The following is a 22,878-nucleotide window of genomic DNA, read 5'->3' as shown; positions in this document are numbered from 1 at the left end:
AAATAGCAACAAAGTATGCGAAAACAGCCTTTCTTTTTCAGGCGTGAAAAAAATGAAAAAAACTCTTATTACTTTCTTTATATGTGACTAAGGCTTAATGGATGATAGTCTCTAAAGAAAGCGCTATCAAAACAAGATGGTGATAAACAGAAGGGGGCTTGAAAATGTTATCCATTTTAGGATTTTCGATGATTGCAGTATTCATGTATTTAATTATGTCGAAGCGACTATCGGCACTAGTGGCCATTATGCTCGTTCCCATCATATTTGGAGTGATTGGAGGATTTTTTACAGAGCTGGGACCCATGATGCAGGAGGGTGTTGAAGGGATAGCTTCAACTGCCATAATGATTTTGTTTGCGATTTTATATTTTGGAATAATGATAGATTCCGGTCTATTTGATCCGCTTATTTCTAAAATATTGAAAATAGTAAAAGGAGATCCTTTAAAAATAGTTGTAGGAACCGCTATTCTCTCAATGACCGTCGCATTGGATGGGGACGGGACAACTACTTACATCATTACTGTCTCAGCGCTTTTACCCCTTTATAAGCGTCTGGGCATGAACAAAATCATATTAGCCACTGTAGCGATGCTATCCATGGGTGTAATGAATATGACACCATGGGGGGGAGCTTCCGCCATGGCGATGGCATCGTTGAACCTTGACGCATCGGAATTGTTCTTGCCAATGATTCCTGTCATGGGATTTGGCCTGATTTGGGTTCTTGTCGTGGCTTTTATATTGGGAAAAGGGGAACGAAAGAGATTGGGCGTAGTGGAGATCCAGCATGATCACACAAACTCGGAGGCCAATTCCGAGTTAGCGGCAACAACGGTTTCCCGTGATTATCGCAGGCCGAAATTGGTCTGGTTCAACTTCATTTTAACGATTGTGCTCATGGCATCATTAATCATTGATTTTATGTCTTTGACCATTTTATTCATGATTGCTTTCGCCATCGCGTTATTGGTCAATTATCCTGATTTGAAAGATCAGCAGGATAGAATCGCCGTTCATTCGAAAAATGCCTTGGCCGTCGTTTCAATTGTCATTGCAGCCGGGATTTTTACCGGCATCATGTCTGGAACGAAAATGATTGATGCAATGGCCATTACGTTGGTCTCTTTTATCCCGGAATCTTTCGGACCATTTTTACCGGTTATTGTTGCGTATGCAAGTGCCCCTTTTACTTTCTTTATGTCAAATAATGCATTCTATTTTGGCGTACTTCCCATTATCGCACAAGCCGCTGATGCTTATGGAATTAGCGCGGCAGAAATAGGGCGCGCCTCATTAATAGGGCAGCCGATACACGTATTGAGTCCTTTGGTAGCTGCAGCACATTTGCTAATAGGTTTAGTTGGCACTGACTTCGGTGATTTACAGCGGTTTGCCGTGAAATGGGCATTAGGGACTGTCACGGTCATGACAATAGCGGCGATAATCCTGGGAGTCATTTAGTAAAAGGAATGGTTACTCTATCGTGCAGATCGGCAAATCGATATTTTATAATGGAGGATTTCAATGTGGATCATCACACTCTATAAAAGCAGAGATATTGTAATGTATGAATTTGAAACAGAACAAGCAGCAAGGGACGTATTCTGTAATATTCAGGGCAATAAGTTTCTTTCAGAAGTTATTTACTTTAATGATCCAGGTTTAGCATGATGATAGCAATGTCCTTCAAGACTATGCATTTCATTGTTTACCCCGAAAAAGCTTAGGCTTTATTGGGGTTTTCTCACTATTTTGAACTTTTAACAATGATTCTTGTGGTAATCTTCGCCAGATTCATGACAGTATCCAGTCTTGTTTCATTTAGAGATTGTTTGGGCAAAAGGGGATCTAAATAATTTACGACGGCCTTTAGGTGATAATCACCCAATTCAGGTAAGGGTTTATTCATCGCTTCACCAGGGCTAAAAGGACCTTTTGTCAGAATGATAGAACCGATTTGATGATAACCGCCCAAACAAGCATCGATGCCAAAAATAAAGGGATTTTTAAATTGCTTTTTTATTTCTTTCAAAACACTTTTCAAATTATGGGCGTGAACAGGTTCTGCGAGTGTTCCGAAGACATGATGAGGGACTTGGTTTTCTCTTAGCATAGTCCCTACTAAAGGCCCGAATGAATCTCCGGTGGATCTATCTGAGCCAATACATAAAAAGATGATCTCTTTGGACGTTGACCGAAGAACTCCTGCGATCCGAAAAGACATTTCGTCCATTTCTCCTTCTGTATCCAACGTGTAGTTGCAATCCTGCATTTCTTTTTTTGTCTCCCCATTTTTCCTGCCACCAAAAGGATACATGCCTACACCCCCTAGAGTACCGTAATCTTGAATAAAGTATAACATGATTATGGAAATCACTTGCTTCCCTCTAATGATTAATTTCAGATTTCTTGTTTATTTGTATTTTGTTAATATATAGATTAATTGGTTTTTTTGATAAAATGAAAACAAAAAAATATACTGTATGAAACTTTTGATTTTAAAAAAGGCAGAGCCAGTGTTTTATAGAAGGAAGTGTAAGAATGCAAGTAACGAATAATGAAAGTATCCATAATCAATTACGTGCAGACTGTGAGAATTGTTTTGGTTTGTGCTGTGTAGCATTGCCTTATGCAAAGTCTGCTGATTTTGCATTTGATAAAGATGGAGGTACACCATGTTCAAACCTTCAATCCGATTATCGTTGCGGCATCCATGAAAATCTTCGAGCAAAAGGGTATAAAGGCTGCACGGTATATGAATGCTTCGGTGCCGGTCAAAAGGTATCCCAGCTCACCTATGATGGAAACGATTGGAGGGACAACCCCGCATCAGCAAAGGAAATGTTCGAAGTTTTTCCAATTATGCAACAACTGCATGAAATGCTTTGCTACTTAAATGAAGCACTTAATTTAGAAGATGCCCAACCTCTTCACCGAGAATTGCAGGCCGCTTTTGAAGACACGGAATACCTCACTAAACAAAGTCCAAAGTCTATCATGGACCTGAATGTACCAGCTCATAGAATGATCGTTAACGATTTACTCCTGCGCACAAGTGAAATGGTACGTGCAAAGGTTTCAATTAAGAAAAATAAGAAAAAGCCGAACAAAATAGGTAGGGGAAGTGACCTGATCGGTGCAAAATTGAGAGGTGCAGACCTTAGGGGAGTGAACTTAAGAGGGGCTTTGCTTATTGCATCCGACCTCAGGGAAGCCGACATGAGAGTGACGGACCTGATCGGTGCAGACTTTAGGGACGCTGATTTAAGCGGTGCCGATCTCACCGGCAGTTTCTTCATCACACAAGCACAGATTAACTCGGCTAAAGGCGACACGAAGACAAAATTACCGCACTCATTAAGAATTCCCGATCATTGGAGGTAGAAGAATGTTTCATTCATGAGTAAAGCCCAAACTCACGAGTAAAAGCGTAAAACTCGCGAGTAAAAGCGTGAAATTCACGAGTAAAAGCGCCAAACTCACGAGTAAAAGCGTAAAACTCACGAGTAAAAGCGTGAAACTCACGAGTAAAAGCGCGAAACTCGCGAGTAAATGCGTAAAACTTACGAGTAATGGGAAATTTACTACATAGTGCATGAACATCAATAGCGGACAAGTAAATTGGATTGGGCTTTAATCCGAAGTTTTTACAGAGAGTGAACTCTACCAACAGCGATTCTTCATTTGGAAGGATCGTCTTTTACATTTGGGCGGGAAATGTTCATTTTTCCTTTGACTCTGACGTTGCGTGATACCTTAATGTAATTGATATCGAAAGGAGGTAAGAAGCAGTGGCAATGAAAGTGAAGGAGCTAGCCGATTTGGTTGGCATTAGTGTGCGGACACTGCATTATTATGATGAAATCGGGTTATTATCGCCGGAGGAAATAACCGATGCAGGTTATCGCCTTTATTCAAATGATAATCTTGAGATGTTGCAGCAAATCCTGTTTTTCAGGGAACTTGGCATGCCATTAAAGGAAATAAAACAAATGATAAACAGCTCTTCGTTTGATAAACAAGATGCGTTAAAGCAACATCAAAAAATGTTACTGGAGAAACGCAGTCAGCTCGATAAATTAATTAAGACGGTCGAAAAATCGATTAAGCATATGAAAGGGGAAATTCAGATGACGAACAAAGAGAAATTTGAAGGATTTGACTTCAGTCAGAATCCATATGAAGAAGAGGCTCGCAAGCTTTGGGGGGATAAAGCTGTCGATGAGTCGAAGGCTAAAGTGGCGGGCATGTCCAAAGATGCAGAGAAAGTTGTTTCGGAGATCTATTTAAAACTTGCGGCAATCCGAGATGCTTCGCCTAAGTCGGAGGAGGCACAAGAGGTCATTAAAGAATGGTATGATTGTTTGAACAATAACTTCGGCACATACAGGCTGGATGCTTTCAAAGGATTAGGTCAAATGTACGTGGAGGATCAACGCTTCACCAAAAATATCGATCAATACGGTGAAGGATTGGCAAAATTCATGTGTGATGCGATGGGGCATTTTGCTGATGCTAACAAAAATTAAATCTCGAGATTGAGAAATACATGAAGGAAGGCTGCCCCGGCAACCTTCTTTTTTTGGAGCTGGATATGGCAATAGCCAACCCCTATGGTCTATACCCGTATGAAAAGTTGAATATGAATATGGAAAGTAAAAAAATGGCCAATGCTGGAATGAAACTAATTAGCACCCATCCCTTCGCTTCCTTACTTTTCACACTTATGAACCATTTAAAATAAATGTACAGGAGAATGATTAAAAAGGACCATGAATAATAACCAGTCATCGTGTCAACCCAGGCTGAATTTTTATCCCAGTAGGCGTCAGGCACAGGAGTGATATTTTCATACCGTTCATCAATTTTATTTTTTGTGGTAATGAAGATATAGGAAATGACAGAGTAATAAACGATAATGGCGGCTTTTACCAACCAGGGTATGAATCTATTGGAAAGGACGATTATAAAGATGATGGCCAGAAACACGAATAATTCGATATATAGCTCCAAATAAAAACACCTCCATTTTATATAGTATAATGATTATGTAAAAATTCCCATTATATTATGGTAGACTGCGAGGTATTGGTTAAAATGGAACTTTGGAAAGTCAGTCAAAAGGTTTCGGAGCTAAGCGATTTGATTCCGTATTATTTTTTTAGTCTAGTTTCTTCCTGTCTGTCGCTTTCGACGGTGTTGGTTGTATTCAGCCTGGATACCTGGGGGGTGATTGGCATTATCGTGTTTTCTTTTTATGTCGTCATCCCGTATTTATTATTTGCTGTTCCGGTACAGGTCCTTTTCAATAAACATCCTAAAAAATTCAGTGTAATCTATTTTTGCCTTTATATTTTTTTCTCTTTGCCGGCCGTATTCATTTATAGTTCGGTGCTTAATTTTGACTTCAGCATGGATATTTTGACTACAAAGAATTACTATGCAATCAGCCTTTTAGCGGCACTGTTTTTTTGGTTTTGGGACTCGGTCTTTTTACAAAAAAAGAGATCTGCATCATAAAAGGGACCAAAGAAGAAATGGTCCCTTTAGACTGTAGACAAATTTGAACGTTGATTTCCACTCCTGGCACTCGCTTTCCGCGGGCGGTCCGGGAGCCTCCTCGGCGCCTTTCGCCTGCGGGGTCTCCCCTGGACGCGCTTTTCCCGCAGGAGTCTCGCACCTTCCGTTCCATCAACTTTGATTTAAATTTAGATAGAACCCCTTTTGTCTATAAACTGAAGAGACCAAAGAAATGGTCCCTTCCAACATTATTTCTTTAGCAAGTTTACGATTTCTTTAGCTTTTTCTAATGTAACTCCTTCGATGATACTGTTGTTTTTTCGAACAGCCGTACCGAAATGATAGTGACCGGTATGCAGTTCGGAATGGATAGAAAGGATATTTTCCTTATTCAATCCGCTTCCAACCAGTATGGCTATGTCGCCGCAGACTCTTTTCATTTGTTGAATCGTTTTCATGCGGCTAGGGAAATCCCCATGCCCGCCTGAGGTCAATATCGTAGTGATTTCTGGATATTTGGCTAGCATTTCAGCTGAAATGACAGGGTCGTGCGTATCATCGATGGCTCGGTGGAATGTAATCTCCAAACCTTCACATACGGTCAATAGTTCTTCGAGGTATGGTCGATTGATTTCATTTTTTTCATTTAATGCACCTAATACGACCCCGTTCGCTCCTAGTGATCGAATGATTTGGATATCTTTTTTCATGATTTCCAAATCCTTTTGCGTATAGCAAAAAGATTGGCTATGAGGCCTTACCATCACGTTGACTGGTATCTTCACTGAATGGACGACAGCTTCTATCAGGGCGTGGCTTGGAGTTAATCCACCCTCGGCTAAAGAACTGACAAGCTCGATTCGGTCTGCTCCCGATTCTTCGATTATAAGGGCATCTTCTATCGTTGTGGCAATGAATTCAATGTACATTGGATTTTCCTTTCCTGCATGCAAGTGTTATATGAATATTAAATCCATTAAAAATCGCAAAGTCAATTCATTAATAGTTTTCCTCAAATGGAATATCTTTATTTCTCAAATTTATGAAACGAAATGAACATTCAAACGTATAAAAAAAGAATACATTCAATGGTATATTTGTTCGGCGGGGTAATTAAATGAAAATATCATGACGGAGGTTATTTAATTGGATAAAGAAAGTAAGGAAATAAAGAAATCGAGATTTTACAAAGTTGGGATGGGGTTCCTAATCATTTCCCTTCTCACTTGGATCATTCCTGTCGCGGCTCCTTTTACGCCATTTTCGACTGCGGTTAAGGCTGGGGTCATAACAGGTGCGATTGTCTTTGCGGAAGTGATGTTTTGGGCAGGTGCGCTTTTGGTCGGGAAAGAAGTGGCCGCTAAATATAAAGGCTATTTAAACCCGAAAAATTGGAGAAAAGAAAAAGGCTGAAGCTGTTTTTTATAAAAAAGGGCTGGGAGTGAAGCTCAAATGGAAACTGAGTTGTTGAAAGTTTTCGATTCCAATCGCATTCAAACCGGTGTGGCTTCGCGAGAGGAAGTACATAGATTGGGACATTGGCATGAGGTTTTCCATTGCTGGTTCGCAAGTTCGGAAGCGGGCGTGGATTATCTATATCTTCAGCATCGTTGTGCGATGAAAAAAGATTATCCGAATCTATGGGATATTACGGCTGCCGGCCATTTACTGGCACATGAAACGGTATACGACGGAGTAAGGGAGATTAAAGAAGAGCTAGGCATTGACGTTTCCTTTGACGAGTTGGTTCCATTAGGGATTATTGAATACCATCAAACGAAAGAAGGTTTCATCGACAAAGAACTGGCAAACGTCTTTCTATATGAACGTGCACATAGCTTCGATGATTTCACCCTGCAGCCAGAAGAGGTTTCCGGAATGGTGAAGGTTGTGCTGACTGACTTCGAAGAGCTTTGGACCGAAGCGAAGGACAAAGTGAATATTAAGGGATTTGAAATGAATCACGAAGGCCGCAGGATGATGATCGATCGATTTGTTGGACGGAATGAGTTCGTTCCGCATGATCGTTCCTATTATGATAACATCATTAGATTGATCAGAGAAAACCTCGCTAATTGAATTTAAAGCCCTGACAAAACGATTCGAGTTTTGTCGGGGCTTTTCTTTTTTCTTGAAAAAAACATTAAGTATATCGACCTGTATCTTTCCCGATCAACGGCAGCCTATTGGCTCGTTTTGTCCCAGCTTGATACTCATAAGTTCTTAGTTACCTTATTTTGCCCTGAATGGCTCATAGGGATAATGACTTTGTCTCTGTGATGATTCAGCTGATAAAGCAAGACATACCAGACTGTAATGATGATGCCAGGCTGCATCGTAAAGGCGGGGATTTAGTTTTTCATGAACTAGGGAATTTATCACTTGTAAGAATATTACAAAATTGTAAGATGAACAGTGTATAAATTTTGTTAAGGGGATGAGTGAAATAATGAAAAAAATGGTTTTATGCATTTCATTTTTTGTAGCTTCTTTAGTCCTTTTTGGCTCCCTTGATTCTTTTGCGAACAAAGCTTCAGCCGAAACACACACCTATGATGGAAAAAGTCCTTACTATAATAGTTGTGCGAATAGCGCTGTCACGAAGAAGTCGGTGAAAATTTATGCCAATGGCGGTTCTGCCAATTTGGAGTTGAAATTCAGCACTGTCTGTAAAACCGCCTGGGCGAAGATCACTCTAAGCAGACCGGCTAAAGCAGATGGTGAGGCAACGGCATTGGTTGTCCGCAATACTGATAATAAACAATTCAGCTGTGCATCTCCCGGAGGAAATGGTGAAATAAATAAAGGTCAAACGTCATGCTATACACCGATGGTATATGATTTAGATCCGCGTAAAGCAAAAGCGGTAGCCTTTTGGCCATATACAGCAGGTGAAACCGACTGGTATTAATGAAAAAAGAAAAACCTTCATCTATATTTTTGCAAAGAAAGGATGAATGAATTGAATAAAAAGCTTAAAATGATAGGTTTAACCATGGTGATGACACTGTCGCTGTTTATTGTCGACTTTGGATTTGGAAAAAATCAAGCACTGGCCGAAACACACACCTATGATGGAAAAAGTCCATACTATAATAGTTGTGCAAATTCGGCGGTAACGAAGGATAAAAAATGGATTGATTCCAATTCATACGTAGAATTGAAATACAGCACTGTGTGTAAAACCGCCTGGGCAAAAGTGACCGTAACACGCCCCGCCGTATACAATCATGAAGCGGATGCCAGAATCGTCCGTAGTACTGATGGTAAGGCCTATACATGCTCAAGTTCCGGGGGCAATGGTGTTGTGAATATCGGGCAGACCTCATGCTATACACCAATGGTATATGATTATGACCCGCGCAAAGCACAGGCCCAAGGGATCCATGCGATTCCAAATAGTGATGCCTATAATAAAGCGGTGACAATTTGGTACTAAAAACAAAAAATGCAAAAAAGCATCCTTATAGCCGGATGCTTTTTTTGCAGTCAGATTGTGCTTCCAATTCAAGTAGATATCGTTTCATCTCCGTACCTCCACGGTAGCCGGTAATGGCCCCGTTTTTTCCGATAACCCGGTGACATGGCACCGTGATCAGAATTGGGTTGGCGCCAATGGCCGTACCAACCGCACGAACAGCTGCAGGTCTTTGGATGATTTGGGCAATATCGGAATAGGAACAGGTTTGTCCATAGGGTATTTGATTCAGCGCTGCCCAAATTTCTTGTTGAAAGGGCGTGCCTTTTATATCTGCAGGAAGGGAGAAAGTCTGCCTGGTTCCTTCGAAATATTCTTGTAGTTCTTTTAGATAGGGATTTAATGCTTTTTCATTTTCAACAAGGTTCGCATTTGGAAAGCGTTTTTGCATCATGGACTTCAGTTCTTCATACGTTTGACCGGGAGAGCCTACATAGCAAAGCCCTTTTTCCGTCCTGGCCACATATAATTGCCACTTATCATAATGCAATATGGCCCATTCAATGGTTTGTTTTTTATCATTCTTCATTTTCTTCACGCTCCAAAGCTTGAGTTTTGAGATAAGCATTTCTATATCCTGAAGGGGTATTCCCCATTTTCCTTTTGAATAACGTCATGAAATAGGGTGTACTGGAGAACCCGGCAGTGAAGCCTATTTCAGTTATCGGCAGTTCGGAGGTTTCCAGCAGCCTCGCCGCTTTTTCAAGGCGAAGCCGCTGAATGTATTCAGTGGGCGATATTCCCTTCACTCGCTTGAATGTTCGTTGTAAATGATACGGGCTGCCATGGGAAATATCCGCCAATTTGTTCAAAGTGAGGGGTTCGCTGTAATGGGTGTCGATCCATTCGGCTATTTGTTCAACCCATTCTTCTGTCGGCACATTCAGTCCTTCCGGTTTACATCGTTTACAAGGCCGGAACTCCTCTTCCAAAGCCATCATGGCATTTTTGAAGATCTTCACGTTTTCCTTATTAGGCACCCTTGATTTACAGGAGGGCCTGCAAAAGATGCCTGTTGTAATTACCCCGTATAAAAAATGATCATCATATGCTGCATCACAATCTATAATAGCTTTCCAAAATTCATTCGGGAAGTCTGCTTTTTTCGGATTCACTACATTCACCTCTCCATTTAGTATACAAGAAAGGGTTGATATACAAACATTTTGATAATATAAAAGCAAGATAACGTAATTGTTCAATAAATTTTGTTAAAATTAGGGAGTTAAATGAAAGAGCAAGATAACGTATCGGTTTGTCATTAGAATAAAGCTAAAGGAGGGAGCAGGATGAAAAAGACATTATCACATGATGAAGGCATAAATGAATTGAGTATTCATGCACCAAAAGAGTTTCGTTTTTCGGAAAATCTTAAATACTTATCAAGATCCTCCAATGAATGTCTGTTCGATATTGTTGATCAAAAAATTTATCGAGCACTTGTTGTCGAAAATGAGACGCTTTTAGTAGAAATCAGTGCGATGAATGAAACGGAGCTGACCGTCCGTTTCCCAGGACGAACAGCACCGATGGAAAATCAGGTAAAGGATGCTGTTTGCCAATACGTTCGTCACTGGTTCGATCTTGAGACAAATCTGCTTCCTTTTTATGAGCTGGCCCAAAAGGACCCTTTATTGCAAAAGCCGGTAAGCCAATTCTTCGGCTTGAGAAATATGGGCATCCCTGATTTATTTGAAGCGATTGCCTGGGGAATACTTGGTCAGCAGATTAACTTGACTTATGCCTATACCTTGAAACGGAGGGTTGTGGAGGGATTTGGTGAATATGTTGAATTTCAAGGAAAGCAATATTGGCTGTTTCCGACACCTGATGCAATCGCGAAATTGACCGCCGAGGATTTTGCCGGTTTGAGGATGACGGTAAAGAAGTGTGAATATTTAATAGGTGTTGCTCAACTGATTGCAGAAGGGGAACTTACTAAAGAAAAGCTGTTGAATGCAAAGGATGTAAAAGAGGCTGAAAAAATGCTGACCAACATACGGGGAATCGGTCCGTGGACAGCGAACTATGTCTTGATGCGCTGTTTGCGTTTTTCAGCAGCCTTTCCCATCGATGACGTCGGGCTGCACAATTCCATGAAACTGCTCATGCAAACAGAAACAAAACCAACGAAAGCAGAAATCCTGAAACTATCGGAAGCGTGGGCTGATTGGGAATCCTATGCAACCTTCTATTTATGGAGATTGCTATATTGAATCCCGGGATAAAACTGCAAGTAACGTCGATATATCCCTATATTCGGAGATAAAACTATAAATTACGTCGATATATCTCCATATTCGGAGATAAAACTGCAAATAACGTCGATAAAACTCCATATTCGGAGATAAAACTATAAATTACGTCGATATATCCCTATTTCGGGAGATAAAACTGCAAATAACGTCGATTTCAGCATTTGCGATAGATCCGGGTGCGATTTCGTTTTGTCTGTTTTTATATAACTAAACAATGGTGCGCGTTTCTGGTATTACCCCCTCTTCGTCGGTCCGCGTTCTGTGGCCGGCTTCAGGTGGAATGGCAGGTTCTGGACGTTTTTGGCATCGATACAAGACAAATCAATTCATTTAGCTGTTTTTGAAAAAATGCTCAAAGGAAATGTTTCCTTTGAGCATTTTATGTTTCTGATTGTTTTGCTTTCTTCCAATACGAAAAGGTATGGTAGCAAGACAGAAGCAGCACTATCCAAAGAAAAACATTATTAAGAGAAATGCCTATCGTTGATCGTCCCCCTAAAGCGGTCAACATTCCGACTAAGGAAAGGAGATACAAGGTGGAAAACAACTGCTCCTTGAACTTCGCACCATGATCGGCGTGACGATCTTTCTTAAATAGGATACTGAGAAATAATCCTATCATAACGCCAAGAAGCACCTCAGGTGAAATGATATTAGAAAGAAAGAAGACTGGAAAAAAATCATAAATCAGCAAAAGGGTGAGGATGATCATATATATCATTTGAAAAGGATTCAATTCAGCACTTCCTTTTTTGTTAAATTATACCTTGTTTTGTTGCTTAAATCCTTTCATTTTTGAATGTGGCTAAATAAACGGCCAACAATGTTCAATATTTAATAGAAATGGTAAAATCATTATGCTCCTATAAAAATTAGTGAAGGAAAATGAAAATAGAGGATGCTGTTGAATATGAGGAAAGTATCGCTGGAAACCAAGATTCTCGGGTTAGTCTTATCGTTGAGCCTGTTTTTGATCCTGTTATTGACGACTACTTTTTCCTATATGGAAGGAAGGCAAATAGCGAAGGATAAAGGCCAATTGGCGTTGGAGCTTTCAAAGACGATTAGCTTCATGCCTACCGTTACAGAGGCTTTTGAGACGGATGATCCCGCTGGCATCATCCAGCCGATTGCCGAAAAGATCCGCAGGGAAACAGGTGCTGAGTTCATCGTTGTGGGGAATGCAGAGGGAATTCGCTATTCCCATCCGCTGGCTTCCGAAATTGGGAAGCGGATGGAAGGCGGGGATAATAGCAGGGCCATTCAGGAAGGCGAATATTATGTCTCCGAAGCGGCAGGATCACTCGGTCTTTCCATTCGGGGGAAGTCACCGGTATTCAATGAGGATGGAAAAATAATTGGAATCGTCTCCGTCGGTTTTTTGGTGGACGATGTCCGCGCCCAAATTTTCAAGGATTTGTCCAAGGAGATGATTGTATCTTTAGTGGCCATCATGATCTCGATCATTGGCAGTTATATGCTGGCAAGGAGCATACGTAAAGATACACTGGGGCTGGAACCATTTGAAATCGCCAATTTATATAAAGAAAAAAATGCAGTGCTTCAATCGGTGAAAGAAGGGATTCTGGCCATTGACCAAAATGGGCTGATTACCTCGATGAATCAGCCGGCAAAAAAATTGCTGGATATTAAAGAGTCCGTTCGCCATTTGAACGTCGATGGCCTATTTCCTTCGAAATATTTATTCGAGGTGCTGAAGTCCGGTGAACCGCAAGTGGATAAGGAGATTTCATGGGAAGACAAATCCGTTATCGTCAATTGTACGCCGATTTTCGATAGTGAAGGGGTAAGCGGTGTTGTCGCTTCGTTCCGTGATCGAACGGAAATTGAGGAAATGGTCAACACACTATCGGAAGTGAAGATGCATTCAGAGGATTTAAGGGCACAAACCCATGAATTCACCAATAAACTATACGTCCTTTCAGGTTTGATACAATTAGGGGAATACGATGAAGCAATCGATATGATTCAAAGCGAAACATCCGAATTGCATTCCCTGAACCGTGTCGTGTTCGAACAGATAAAGGATACAAAGGTACAAGCCCTGTTACTTGGCAAGATCGGGAAAGCATCGGAGAAGAAGATCATCTTCGAAATAGATGCACAAAGTTACCTGGAGAAACTGCCGGATCATATAAAACTATCACAACTAACATTGATTCTAGGAAACATTATCGATAATGCACTTGAAGCGGTTTCAAGCATGGAGGAGCCGCTCGTGAAATTTTTCGCCACAGATATCGGAAATGATATGGTATTTGAAGTGAGTGATAACGGAAAAGGAATACCTGAGGATGCCATCGCCCATATTTTCGATAGGGGTTTCACTTCGAAAAACAGCGGAAGTCCGAGTGGTTATGGACTTTCGAATGCTGATCATGTCGTAAAAGAGCTGGGCGGCATCATCGAAGTTCAAAGCGAGGATGGGAACACCATATTCACCGTTTATCTTCCTAAAGAACAGCGAGGAGGGAAAGAATGCTGAAGATAAGAGCAGTCATTGCAGAGGATGATTTTCGTGTAGCGGATATCCATGAAAAATTCTTGAAAAACTTTGATGAAATAGAAGTGGTCGGAAAAGCTGTCAATGCCAAAAAAACGCTTCGGATTTTGGAACAAAAAAGCCCGGATTTGCTTTTGCTTGATGTTTATATGCCAGATCAGCTTGGTACAGACCTCCTTCCGGACATACGGAAAAAATTCCCGAATGTGGATATCATCATGATAACCGCGGCAACGGATAAAGAACAGCTGGAAAAGGCGCTTCACTATGGTGTTGAGAATTATTTAATTAAACCAGTGGAGATGAAGCGTTTCAACCAAGTTATCGAAGAGTATCTGAAGAAAGTCCATCTGATGAAATCCAAACAAGAGATAGACCAGGATTTTGTGGATCTCATTTTGAAAAAGGGTTCATCCGTTTCGGAATCGAACGATGGGCAGGCCCTGCCGAAAGGGGTAGACGAAATCACTTTGGCGAAGGTGATCGAGGTACTCGAAGGAAGCGATATCGGTTTGTCGGCTGAGCAAGTGAGCGGACAGATCGGTGCTTCCAGGACAACCGCGAGACGCTACCTGGAATACTTGATATCCGTTAAGAAATGTAAAGCGGAAGTCGTATATGGGGTAGTGGGGAGACCTGAGCGAAGATATTATAAAATTCAATAGAATTAAGTGAGAGACACCTTCAAGATTGAAGGTGTCTCTTTTAGGATGTTTTCACATACTTTGTTGCTATTTACCAGGTAGTGAGTTTTGGTTGATTTCCCCTCCAGAGTCTCGCTTTCCGCGGGCGGTGAGCCTCCTCGGCGTAAACGCCTGTTGGGATCTCACCTGTCCCGCTGCTCCCACAGGAGTCTCGCACTTCCGCTCCAATCAACCTTAAATCGTTTCGTTTTAAAAACAACAATCTTTACGAAAAGTGCCTTTTTTTATGATGCATCGTTTGAAGGATTATGAAAAAAGCAATATATGTCAAAAAACCGATATGTTAATCTGTTATCCTTTTCTTAAGGAGGTTCGGAAATGAGATATAGCCCCATCATCCAAAAAACGATTGAATATATAGAGAATAGCTTACAAGCCGAATTATCCTTGGAGAACATCGCACGGTTCGCAGGTTTTTCGAAGTTTCATTATCATCGTATTTTTCACAAGGAGGTTGGTGTGACCGTATCGGAATATATTCGATATCGAAGAATTGCCAATGCAGCTAACATGCTGCTTTATACCGATGAAAAAATAATCGATATTGCTTTATATTACCGCTTTGAAACACAGGAATCCTTTACTCGTTCATTCAAGAAATATTATGACCTGCCGCCAGGGCAATATCGGAAACTCGTAAGTAAACTAACCTTGCAAAAGGAGGAAATGACGATGAAAAACGATCAATTATTAAAAGGCTGGAATTTAAGCGGGAGTCATCCATTCAATTATCAAATGGGAATTGACCGGGAGACATTCCATAAAGGCCAGGCATCAGGATTCCTGAAATCCGTCACTGCCGAATCCAAGGAGGAATTTGCTACGATGATGCAGCAATTCAAGGCGGAAAATTACCTTGGTAAAAGAATGAAACTGTCGGGTTTTTTAAAATCAAAAGGTGTTGATGGATTTTGTGGTTTATGGATGAGGGTGGATAATGCGCTCCAGGATGTTTTGCAATTCGACAATATGGGGAATCGGCCCATCGTCAACGATACGGAATGGAACCATTATTATATTGTCCTGGATGTACCCGAAAACAGTGCCATCATTTCATTCGGGGTCCTTCTTTCAGGGCGCGGCCAAGTATGGATCGATGAACTGGAATTCGAGGAAGTCAGTATCGATACACCAACGACCAATATAGATTACGGCTGTGACCTTTTGGACGGACCGGAAAATTTATCATTTGAAGAATAAATGCGCGGAACATTTGCTTGAATATTCGCTTATTTCCTTAGAGAGCGCGCCATTCAACCCGGGGAATGGCGTTCGGTTCCTCCTCGAAAAATCGCTTCCGTGAACACAATGAACACAATTAACAAAATAATTTTAAAAAACAATAAATTGAGAACGCTTACAAATGAAGCGGTTTCATATACACTTTATCTTATTAGAAGATAGGAGTGATAGATATGCTCGCTTTATTAGGATACTTGATGATAGTAGTGTTTATGATTTTAATTATGACAGGGCGACTTTCAGCCATGATAGCTTTGATTGCAGTACCAAGTGCCTTTGCACTTATTGGCGGGTTTGGCGGTAAAATGGGTGAGATGGCGCTGGAAGGGATCAAAGACGTTGCGCCAACGGGAATCATGATTTTATTTGCGATCCTTTTCTTTGGCATTTTGATTGATGCTGGGGTTTTTGACCCGATCATCAATACGATACTTAAGGTTGTAAAAGGAGATCCGGTGAAAATTGCCATCGGCACGGCAGTCCTGGCCTTGCTGATTTCCTTGGATGGAGATGGAACGACCACATATATGATAACGATTTCAGCCATGCTTCCGCTATATAAACGGATTGGAATGAGACCGCTAGTATTGGCCGGCATTGCCGTTTCGTCATCTGGAGTCATGAACCTTCTTCCTTGGGGAGGCCCTACAGCACGAGTGATGACCGCTTTAAAACTTGAAATGTCCGATGTGTTCACACCCGTCATTCCAGCGATGATTGGCGGAGTCCTATTCGTCCTTTTCATGGCATACTGCCTGGGTAAAAAAGAAAGAAAGAGAATCGGGATCATTGAGGTCGATTATCATGCTGTGGCACAGCACGCGGCTGCAACGGAAGATGCTTATCTAAAACGGCCTAAAATGATCATATTCAATTACGCATTGACTCTTACACTGCTGGTTGCGCTGATCATGGAACTTATGCCTTCAGCTGTTCTGTTCATGGTAGGTTTCGCGATTGCCATTACGGTAAACTATCCGAAACTCAGTGATCAGAAAGAACGTGTAGCAAACTATGCGGACAATGCTTTATCCGTCATTTCGATGATTTTTGCAGCAGGCGTTTTCACTGGAATCCTTGCCGGTACGGAGATGGTCGATGCCATGGCAAACTCTTTGATTCAGCATATTCCAGATCAAATGGGCGCACATTTTGCTGTCATCACAGCCATCATCTCAGCACCTTTTACGTTCTTCATGTCTAATGACGCATTTTATTATGGGGTGCTCCCATTACTTGCTAAAGCGGGGGCTGCTTATGGAATTGACCCTGCCCTGATCGGCAGAGCTTCACTATTGGGGCTTCCTGTCCATCTATTAAGCCCGCTTGTTCCATCTACTTATCTATTGGTTGGAATGGTAGGGGAAGATTTCGGTGCCTTGCAGCGCACTTTCCTGAAATGGGCATGCGGATCGACGCTTGTCATGATAGTGGTTTGTATCCTATTGGGAATCATCCCGCTATAAAGCTTTAAAGAGTCCCGTTCGTCACGATGCGAACGGGACTTTTTTCTGTCTGCATCAAGCGCTGAATAAATCTGGAAAAGTGAGATACATTATGTTTGTCTTCTCTTTCGCGACAAAGTTAGCTTTTTCTTTTATTGAATGAGGGATGTACGTACCTTAAGATTAAAGGAAACTATATTAATAAGAAGGGAAGAGAGCAAAAATGGCTCACTTTAATATAAAAGTTGCAGTTCAAAAGTTCGGTAACTTTCTAAGTTCAATGGTCATGCCGAATATATCAGCTTTCATAGCATGGGGGCTAATCACTGCCCTATTCATCCCATCTGGTTTCCTGCCAAATGAAAGCCTTGCCAAAATGGTTACACCGATGGTTACGTTTTTATTGCCGCTATTAATTGGGTATACGGGCGGTAAGCTAATCCATGACCACCGCGGCGGCGTAGTCGGTGCGATTGCGACAATGGGCGTCATCGTCGGATCTGACATCCCGATGTTCCTTGGAGCCATGATAATGGGACCGTTCGGCGGTTATGTCATCAAGAAATTCGATCAATTGATTGAAGGGAAAATAAAAGCCGGTTTTGAAATGCTTGTTAATAATTTCTCGGCGGGGATTATTGGGGGCTTATTGTCCATTCTATCCTTCTTGGCCATCGGGCCTGCTGTAGACGTATTTACAGGCTGGCTTGTAGCAGGAGTCGATTGGCTTGTCGGTACAGGTTTACTGCCGTTGACAAGTATCCTGATCGAGCCTGCCAAGGTCTTGTTCTTGAACAATGCCATCAATCATGGTGTACTATCACCAATTGGTGTAGAGCAAGTCAAACAAACAGGGGCTTCCATCCTGTTCCTTCTGGAATCGAATCCAGGACCAGGTATCGGCGTACTGCTTGCTTATTGCTTTTTTGGAAAGGGAACGGCGAAGAAGTCGGCGCCAGGAGCTGCCATCATTCATTTCTTCGGCGGGATCCATGAAATTTATTTCCCTTATATCCTAATGAAGCCGATGTTATTCTTAGCCGTCATTCTTGGAGGCATGAGTGGAGTTTTCACTTTGGTCCTACTGGGCGGAGGATTGTTCGCTCCAGCTTCTCCAGGCAGCATACTTGCCATTACAGCGGTAACTCCGCATAATGCAGGTGCATATATTGCTAACTTTGCAGGCGTCATCGTAGCCGCCCTTGTTTCATTCATCGTCGGTGCATTCATCCTGAAAACAGGAAAGCAATCTGAAGAGAATATTGAAGATGCCGCGAAAAAAATGCAAGAAATGAAAGGCAAGAAAAGCTCTGTTGCCGATGTATTCGCTTCAGAGCCGGGAACGATGCCAACAAACGTCAGCAAAATAATTTTTGCCTGTGATGCCGGCATGGGATCAAGTGCGATGGGCGCTTCGCTGCTTCGCAAGAAGGTGAAGGAAGCCGGATTGAATATCACTGTTACAAATACGGCGATCTCAAACATTCCTGCTGATGCACAAATCGTCATTACACAGGAGGAGTTAACTCCAAGGGCACAGAATAAAGTGCCGAATGCCTATCATGTATCCGTCGATAATTTCCTATCGAGCCCTGAATACGATTCATTGCTTGCACGGCTTCAGGATGACGGTACCGATGAGCTGCCTGAAATCGTCGAAGATGCTGAAGAGAAGGTTCCCGGTATTCGTGAACATTCAATCGAACCTGGCATCGACGGGGATGAGCCGGAAGGTAATGGATTGCTTCGTGAAGAAAACGTCTTCCTTAATCAACAGTTCGCCAATAAGGAAGAAGCGATCCGCTTTGCGGGAAGAGCTTTGGTCAATGCAGGTTACGTTAAGGAAAGCTATATTGAAGCGATGATTGCTCGTGATGAATTGACTTCAACCTATATGGGGAACGATGTAGCCATTCCGCACGGAACCGAGGAAGCTAAGAAAGATGTCCTTAAATCCGGATTTACCGTTTTACAAATTCCTGATGGTGTCGACTTTGACGGCCAAAAGGCACGATTGATATTCGGCATTGCCGGCAAGGACGGGACACATCTTGAAATTCTATCTGGCATTGCAGTTACATGCTCTGACATGGAGAATATTGAAAAGATGGTTAAAGCCACATCAGCCAGGGAATTGATGGATATTATAAATGTAGAAAATAATTAAATACTCTTAACCAAGAATAGAAAAGCGTTATACGCTTTTCTATTCAGTATTTTCTCGTGTTACTCCACCAGAAATGAGTTGGTAGCATGTATATTACTTCAAGGGAAAAATCAATCATAGAATTGATCATAAAAACTTCAGGAAAACATACAGCCTTATCCATTGCGACACAATTGAATGTTAGTGTCCGGACGGTTCAACGCGATTTGAAGTCCATAGAAAAAATCCTGCAATCATTCGAGTTGCATTTAACACGCAATACACATGAGGGACTGTCCATCGACGGGAAGAATGAACAAGTCTTTCGGCTTGTACAGCACCTGATGGGCAATCATCCGATCGATCAAACGCCACAAGAAAGAAAGCTGCATCTTCTTTTAGCTTTACTGCAGGAAGAATCCTATAAAACTCAAGTTCTTGCGGGGGATCTCGGAATAAGCATTACGACTCTTACAACCTATTTGGACGAACTGACCGAATGGTTAAAGAATTTTAATATCGTGATTACCAGAAAAAGGGGAGTAGGAATAGAGCTTGACGGCACCGAAGAAAATAAACGGAAAGCCCAGGCAGCCTATTTCTTGCACTTCTTTAATGAAGAGCTGATTGAAAGTTTATTTTTGCTGCAAGAAGGGAAATTTCCAGAAGCGAAAATCCTCGACTATTTCGATCCCGAATATCTTCTGGCTATCGACGGGGTGCTGAACTCAACTTTTAACAGTGCCCACTCCCGGTTGGCGGATAGCGGGTATATAGGGTTAATTGTACATATTTATGTAACCCTGCAAAGGAATGAAAGCCAATATTTTTTGGAGAAGGATTTCAATAAAATAAGCGAACTTTCCGATGAGACTAATCTCATGAATAAAATAGGCAAGGAACTCAGCGCCATGCTGGAAGTCTCTTTTACCATCGATGATATAAGCTACCTTGCAGCCATCCTTAAAGGCTCCAAGCTTCATGCGGCGGATGCCGTTCCCTATGACAGTGTATTGCTTGGCCAGCTGATAAGAAACCTGATAAAAGATGTTTCGGCACAACTGCAAATCGATTTGACCAAGGATTTCCCATTGTATCAGGGGCTCCTCGCCCATATGGAGCCATCGCTTTTCCGGATCAAACAGGAAATGGGATTGTACAACCCCTTAACCGAAGATATTAAGCGAAAGTATCCGGTTCTCTTTTTGGCAGTGAAGACCAGTCTGGAAAAGGGATTCAAAGAAATAAAAGAATTTCCTGAAGATGAAATAGCCTTCATCGTCCTTCATTTCGGATCTGCATTAGTGCTGCGGGAGGAAGAAATATCAATAAGGGCACTCATCGTCTGCCCGACAGGTATCGGTACGTCGAAGATGCTTGCAAGCCGGATCAAAAAGGAAATCATCGAAATCGAGACTGTAGAAATCAAGACGATCAAAGACATCCAGCAGCAGGGTAGCCTGAAAAACTATGATGTGATCATTTCTACCGTCCGGCTTCCGTATATCGATAGTGATTATATCCTTGTATCCCCTCTTTTGAGTGAAGAGAATATTTTGAACATCAGGAATTATTTAAGGAAGAATATCGAAAACTTCACGAAGAATAAGCGTTATGGCATTCAGTCGGCCGATAAGTATACCGTGACCAAAAAAGAGGATGGCGAACTGAAAGAAGTGCTGCAGGAATTGAAAGATGCCCAGCAGAGCATCGAGTCGATCATGGATAATTTCCGGTTTTATCGGCTGCCGCATCGGAAAGGCCATCCAGAAATCATCGAAGAAATGGTGAGGATGGCTGAAACGGAAGAACTGCTGAAGGGTGCGGATGATGTGGTCGGATCCTTGAAGGAACGGGAAAAAAAGGGCGGTTTAGGCATTCCGGGCACGGGGATGGGCCTTTTCCATACGAGACATAAGAATGTAAAAGAACTGATATTCCAGGTGGCTCACCTGGAGGAATATCGTCTGGTCAAAGGTATGGACGGCAATGATGTCCATATGAAAAATTTACTGCTGATGCTGGCACCTGAAGAATTGAGTGTGAAGCAGCAGGAAATCGTCAGCTTAATAAGTTCAAGCTTAATTGAAAGCAATGAATCCATCATGATTTTTTCATCTTCGGACGAAGAAATGATTAGAAGAAGGCTGGAAGCCATATTTTTGGATTATTTATATACTAACTTGATAAAGGGATGATTGTAATGAAACAAGCAGTACATTTCGGTGCAGGAAACATTGGAAGAGGATTTATCGGAGCACTTTTTTCACAATCTGGATATCATGTGACATTTGTAGATATAGCTGATCAAATCATCGATCAGTTAAATGATAAAAAGCAATATCAAGTCAAACTGGCCACTGATCAACAAGAATCAGTCACTGTGAAAAATGTTTCGGGTTTAAACAGTTTAAAGCAGGAAGAGGAAGTCATTAAAGCAATTTCCGAAGCAACCTACCTCACCACTGCTATCGGTCCCAATATTTTGCCTCATATCGCTCCTTTAATTGCAAAAGGATTGGCATCAAGAGTGAAGGAAACCGATGAAAAACTATATGTGATCGCTTGCGAAAACCAAATATCGGCAACAGACCTTTTAGAAGGCTACATTCTGGAAAACCTGGATCAAGCCACAAAGGAAAAACTAGCCGATAAAGTCTACTTCTTTAACTCAGCAGTCGATCGCATCGTTCCTATCCAAAATAACGAAGGATCACTCGATGTTTTGGTGGAACCTTATTATGAATGGGTCGTTGAAACGAAGGAAAGCATACCTGCCGTTGAAGGAATGACCATTGTAAAAGAACTCGCCCCCTTCATTGAGAGAAAACTGTTTACCGTTAATACAGGACATGCCGTCATTGCTTACCTCGGTTATCTTAAAAATAAAAAATCAACGATTGACCAGTCATTGGAAGACGCAGGCATTGTGGAGCAAGTTAAGAAAACCCTAGGGGAAACGGGTGCCTATTTAATAAAACAATACGGTTTGGATGCAGGTGAGCATCAGCAGTATATCGAAAAAATCATTAATCGTTTTAAAAACTCCTACCTGAATGACTCGGTGAATAGAGTCGGACGTTCACCGCTGCGTAAACTCGGGCCAAACGACCGTCTCGTGCGCCCTGCCGTAGAAGCAAAGAAAGCCGGACTTTCCTATACTAATCTGGCGAAAGCGATAGCGGCCGCTTTACTCTTTGATTTTAACGAAGATGAAGAAGCCCTTAAACTACAAACGATGATCAAAGAACACGGTGTAGCTTCAGCACTTAAGGAAGTTAGCGGCTTGGACGAGAATAGCGAAATCACCGAAGAAGTCATCAACCACTACAACAACTTGAAATAAAAGCCGAAGAACTCCTGAAATCCTTTTTCAGGAGTTTTTTACTTAATCAAAAAGCCAATCATCGAAGGAACTGGCATCCGATAATAAAACTCAAAAAAACCTTGTAAACAGTAATCATTACGTTTTATAATGAAAGACAATCAAGACAAGAGAGAGTATTTTTAAAGTATAAATCGTAATCATTTTGATTTATTAGACAAAAAGCACTGA

23 protein-coding genes and 1 pseudogene are annotated in these 22,878 nt (G+C 41.7%); 18 read left to right on the top strand and 6 right to left on the bottom strand.

The genetic code is table 11. The features are described from left to right. The first annotated feature begins 164 nt into the window (after positions 1-164). On the top strand, positions 165-1,466 hold the full coding sequence (locus tag AC2YHV_RS07100) for a CitMHS family transporter (RefSeq protein ID WP_057276849.1): 1,302 nt from the start codon (positions 165-167) through the stop codon (positions 1,464-1,466). 63 nt (positions 1,467-1,529) lie between these two features. Continuing rightward, complete coding sequence (locus tag AC2YHV_RS07095) at positions 1,530-1,676, top strand: hypothetical protein (protein WP_176548666.1); 147 nt, start codon at positions 1,530-1,532, stop codon at positions 1,674-1,676. Positions 1,677-1,752: 76 nt separating this feature from the next. Here AC2YHV_RS07095 and yyaC read toward each other — a convergent pair whose 3' ends face one another. Further along, positions 1,753-2,322, bottom strand: a complete 570-nt coding sequence (gene yyaC / locus AC2YHV_RS07090; RefSeq protein ID WP_487372894.1) for a spore protease YyaC — start codon at positions 2,320-2,322, stop codon at positions 1,753-1,755. Positions 2,323-2,546: 224 nt separating this feature from the next. Here yyaC and AC2YHV_RS07085 point away from each other — a divergent pair, with 224 nt between their 5' ends. After that, positions 2,547-3,389 carry a pentapeptide repeat-containing protein gene (locus tag AC2YHV_RS07085; protein ID WP_487372893.1) on the top strand — a complete coding sequence of 281 codons (843 nt, stop codon included), beginning with the start codon at positions 2,547-2,549 and terminating at the stop codon, positions 3,387-3,389. A gap of 407 nt (positions 3,390-3,796) precedes the next feature. After that, the gene (locus tag AC2YHV_RS07080) at positions 3,797-4,534 is read left to right on the top strand and encodes a MerR family transcriptional regulator (protein ID WP_487372892.1); all 738 of its coding nucleotides are present in this window, start codon (positions 3,797-3,799) and stop codon (positions 4,532-4,534) included. 82 nt (positions 4,535-4,616) lie between these two features. Here AC2YHV_RS07080 and AC2YHV_RS07075 read toward each other — a convergent pair whose 3' ends face one another. Next, complete coding sequence (locus tag AC2YHV_RS07075) at positions 4,617-5,018, bottom strand: hypothetical protein (protein WP_487372891.1); 402 nt, start codon at positions 5,016-5,018, stop codon at positions 4,617-4,619. Positions 5,019-5,102: 84 nt separating this feature from the next. Here AC2YHV_RS07075 and AC2YHV_RS07070 point away from each other — a divergent pair, with 84 nt between their 5' ends. Then, the gene (locus AC2YHV_RS07070; RefSeq protein ID WP_487372890.1) at positions 5,103-5,525 is read left to right on the top strand and encodes a UPF0715 family protein; all 423 of its coding nucleotides are present in this window, start codon (positions 5,103-5,105) and stop codon (positions 5,523-5,525) included. Between the two features lie 248 nt (positions 5,526-5,773). Here AC2YHV_RS07070 and AC2YHV_RS07065 read toward each other — a convergent pair whose 3' ends face one another. Beyond that, the gene (locus tag AC2YHV_RS07065; RefSeq protein WP_487372889.1) at positions 5,774-6,454 is read right to left on the bottom strand and encodes a copper homeostasis protein CutC; all 681 of its coding nucleotides are present in this window, start codon (positions 6,452-6,454) and stop codon (positions 5,774-5,776) included. Positions 6,455-6,671: 217 nt separating this feature from the next. Here AC2YHV_RS07065 and AC2YHV_RS07060 point away from each other — a divergent pair, with 217 nt between their 5' ends. The 4 genes from AC2YHV_RS07060 (at position 6,672) to AC2YHV_RS07045 (ending at position 8,964) form a co-directional block, all read left to right on the top strand. After that, positions 6,672-6,938 carry a transporter suffix domain-containing protein gene (locus tag AC2YHV_RS07060; RefSeq protein WP_034309540.1) on the top strand — a complete coding sequence of 89 codons (267 nt, stop codon included), beginning with the start codon at positions 6,672-6,674 and terminating at the stop codon, positions 6,936-6,938. Positions 6,939-6,977: 39 nt separating this feature from the next. Then, positions 6,978-7,604, top strand: coding sequence for an NUDIX hydrolase (locus AC2YHV_RS07055; protein ID WP_095679155.1), 627 nt, complete (start codon positions 6,978-6,980; stop codon positions 7,602-7,604). A gap of 370 nt (positions 7,605-7,974) precedes the next feature. Further along, positions 7,975-8,436: a DUF2690 domain-containing protein gene (locus AC2YHV_RS07050; RefSeq protein WP_052137328.1), complete on the top strand. Its 462-nt coding sequence runs from the start codon at positions 7,975-7,977 to the stop codon at positions 8,434-8,436. Between the two features lie 84 nt (positions 8,437-8,520). Further along, complete coding sequence (locus AC2YHV_RS07045) at positions 8,521-8,964, top strand: DUF2690 domain-containing protein (protein WP_176548667.1); 444 nt, start codon at positions 8,521-8,523, stop codon at positions 8,962-8,964. Positions 8,965-8,989: 25 nt separating this feature from the next. Here the strand turns inward: AC2YHV_RS07045 and AC2YHV_RS07040 are convergent, their stop codons facing one another. Both AC2YHV_RS07040 and AC2YHV_RS07035 read right to left on the bottom strand, forming a co-directional pair. Then, on the bottom strand, positions 8,990-9,532 hold the full coding sequence (locus tag AC2YHV_RS07040) for a methylated-DNA--[protein]-cysteine S-methyltransferase (RefSeq protein WP_098186260.1): 543 nt from the start codon (positions 9,530-9,532) through the stop codon (positions 8,990-8,992). Next, a complete protein-coding gene (locus AC2YHV_RS07035) occupies positions 9,522-10,118 on the bottom strand; it encodes a bifunctional transcriptional activator/DNA repair enzyme AdaA (protein ID WP_487372888.1) in 597 nt (198 codons plus the stop codon). The genes AC2YHV_RS07040 and AC2YHV_RS07035 overlap by 11 nt, the downstream gene beginning before the upstream one ends. A gap of 174 nt (positions 10,119-10,292) precedes the next feature. Between AC2YHV_RS07035 and AC2YHV_RS07030 the strand changes: the two genes are divergently transcribed. Continuing rightward, on the top strand, positions 10,293-11,219 hold the full coding sequence (locus tag AC2YHV_RS07030; RefSeq protein ID WP_487372887.1) for a DNA-3-methyladenine glycosylase family protein: 927 nt from the start codon (positions 10,293-10,295) through the stop codon (positions 11,217-11,219). Between the two features lie 196 nt (positions 11,220-11,415). Then, positions 11,416-11,605 (top strand): annotated as a pseudogene (locus AC2YHV_RS07025) (collagen-like protein); the annotation flags it as partial. Positions 11,606-11,640: 35 nt separating this feature from the next. On the opposite strand, the gene AC2YHV_RS07020 reads toward AC2YHV_RS07025, so the two are convergent. Beyond that, positions 11,641-11,997 carry a hypothetical protein gene (locus AC2YHV_RS07020; RefSeq protein ID WP_487372886.1) on the bottom strand — a complete coding sequence of 119 codons (357 nt, stop codon included), beginning with the start codon at positions 11,995-11,997 and terminating at the stop codon, positions 11,641-11,643. 174 nt (positions 11,998-12,171) lie between these two features. Here AC2YHV_RS07020 and AC2YHV_RS07015 point away from each other — a divergent pair, with 174 nt between their 5' ends. The 7 genes from AC2YHV_RS07015 (at position 12,172) to AC2YHV_RS06985 (ending at position 22,668) form a co-directional block, all read left to right on the top strand. Next, complete coding sequence (locus AC2YHV_RS07015) at positions 12,172-13,767, top strand: ATP-binding protein (protein WP_057276838.1); 1,596 nt, start codon at positions 12,172-12,174, stop codon at positions 13,765-13,767. Beyond that, positions 13,761-14,450 (top strand): response regulator, encoded by a 690-nt coding sequence (locus AC2YHV_RS07010; RefSeq protein ID WP_057276837.1) that lies wholly within the window; start codon positions 13,761-13,763, stop codon positions 14,448-14,450. The genes AC2YHV_RS07015 and AC2YHV_RS07010 overlap by 7 nt, the downstream gene beginning before the upstream one ends. Positions 14,451-14,807: 357 nt before the next feature. After that, positions 14,808-15,689: a helix-turn-helix transcriptional regulator gene (locus tag AC2YHV_RS07005; RefSeq protein ID WP_487372885.1), complete on the top strand. Its 882-nt coding sequence runs from the start codon at positions 14,808-14,810 to the stop codon at positions 15,687-15,689. A 215-nt stretch (positions 15,690-15,904) separates the two neighbouring features. Continuing rightward, positions 15,905-17,197, top strand: coding sequence for a CitMHS family transporter (locus AC2YHV_RS07000; protein ID WP_487372884.1), 1,293 nt, complete (start codon positions 15,905-15,907; stop codon positions 17,195-17,197). A gap of 202 nt (positions 17,198-17,399) precedes the next feature. Continuing rightward, on the top strand, positions 17,400-19,343 hold the full coding sequence (locus tag AC2YHV_RS06995; RefSeq protein ID WP_487372883.1) for a PTS mannitol transporter subunit IICBA: 1,944 nt from the start codon (positions 17,400-17,402) through the stop codon (positions 19,341-19,343). 86 nt (positions 19,344-19,429) lie between these two features. Then, the gene (locus AC2YHV_RS06990; protein ID WP_487372882.1) at positions 19,430-21,520 is read left to right on the top strand and encodes a BglG family transcription antiterminator; all 2,091 of its coding nucleotides are present in this window, start codon (positions 19,430-19,432) and stop codon (positions 21,518-21,520) included. Positions 21,521-21,525: 5 nt separating this feature from the next. Continuing rightward, entirely contained in the window at positions 21,526-22,668 is a 1,143-nt protein-coding gene (locus AC2YHV_RS06985; RefSeq protein ID WP_034309501.1) for a mannitol-1-phosphate 5-dehydrogenase, read from the top strand. Positions 22,669-22,878 lie beyond the last annotated feature (210 nt).

The organism is Peribacillus sp. SRI_006, assembly GCF_057586375.1.
Note: the sequence above shows the minus strand (reverse complement) of the source record. Positions and strands in the feature narration are given on the sequence as shown.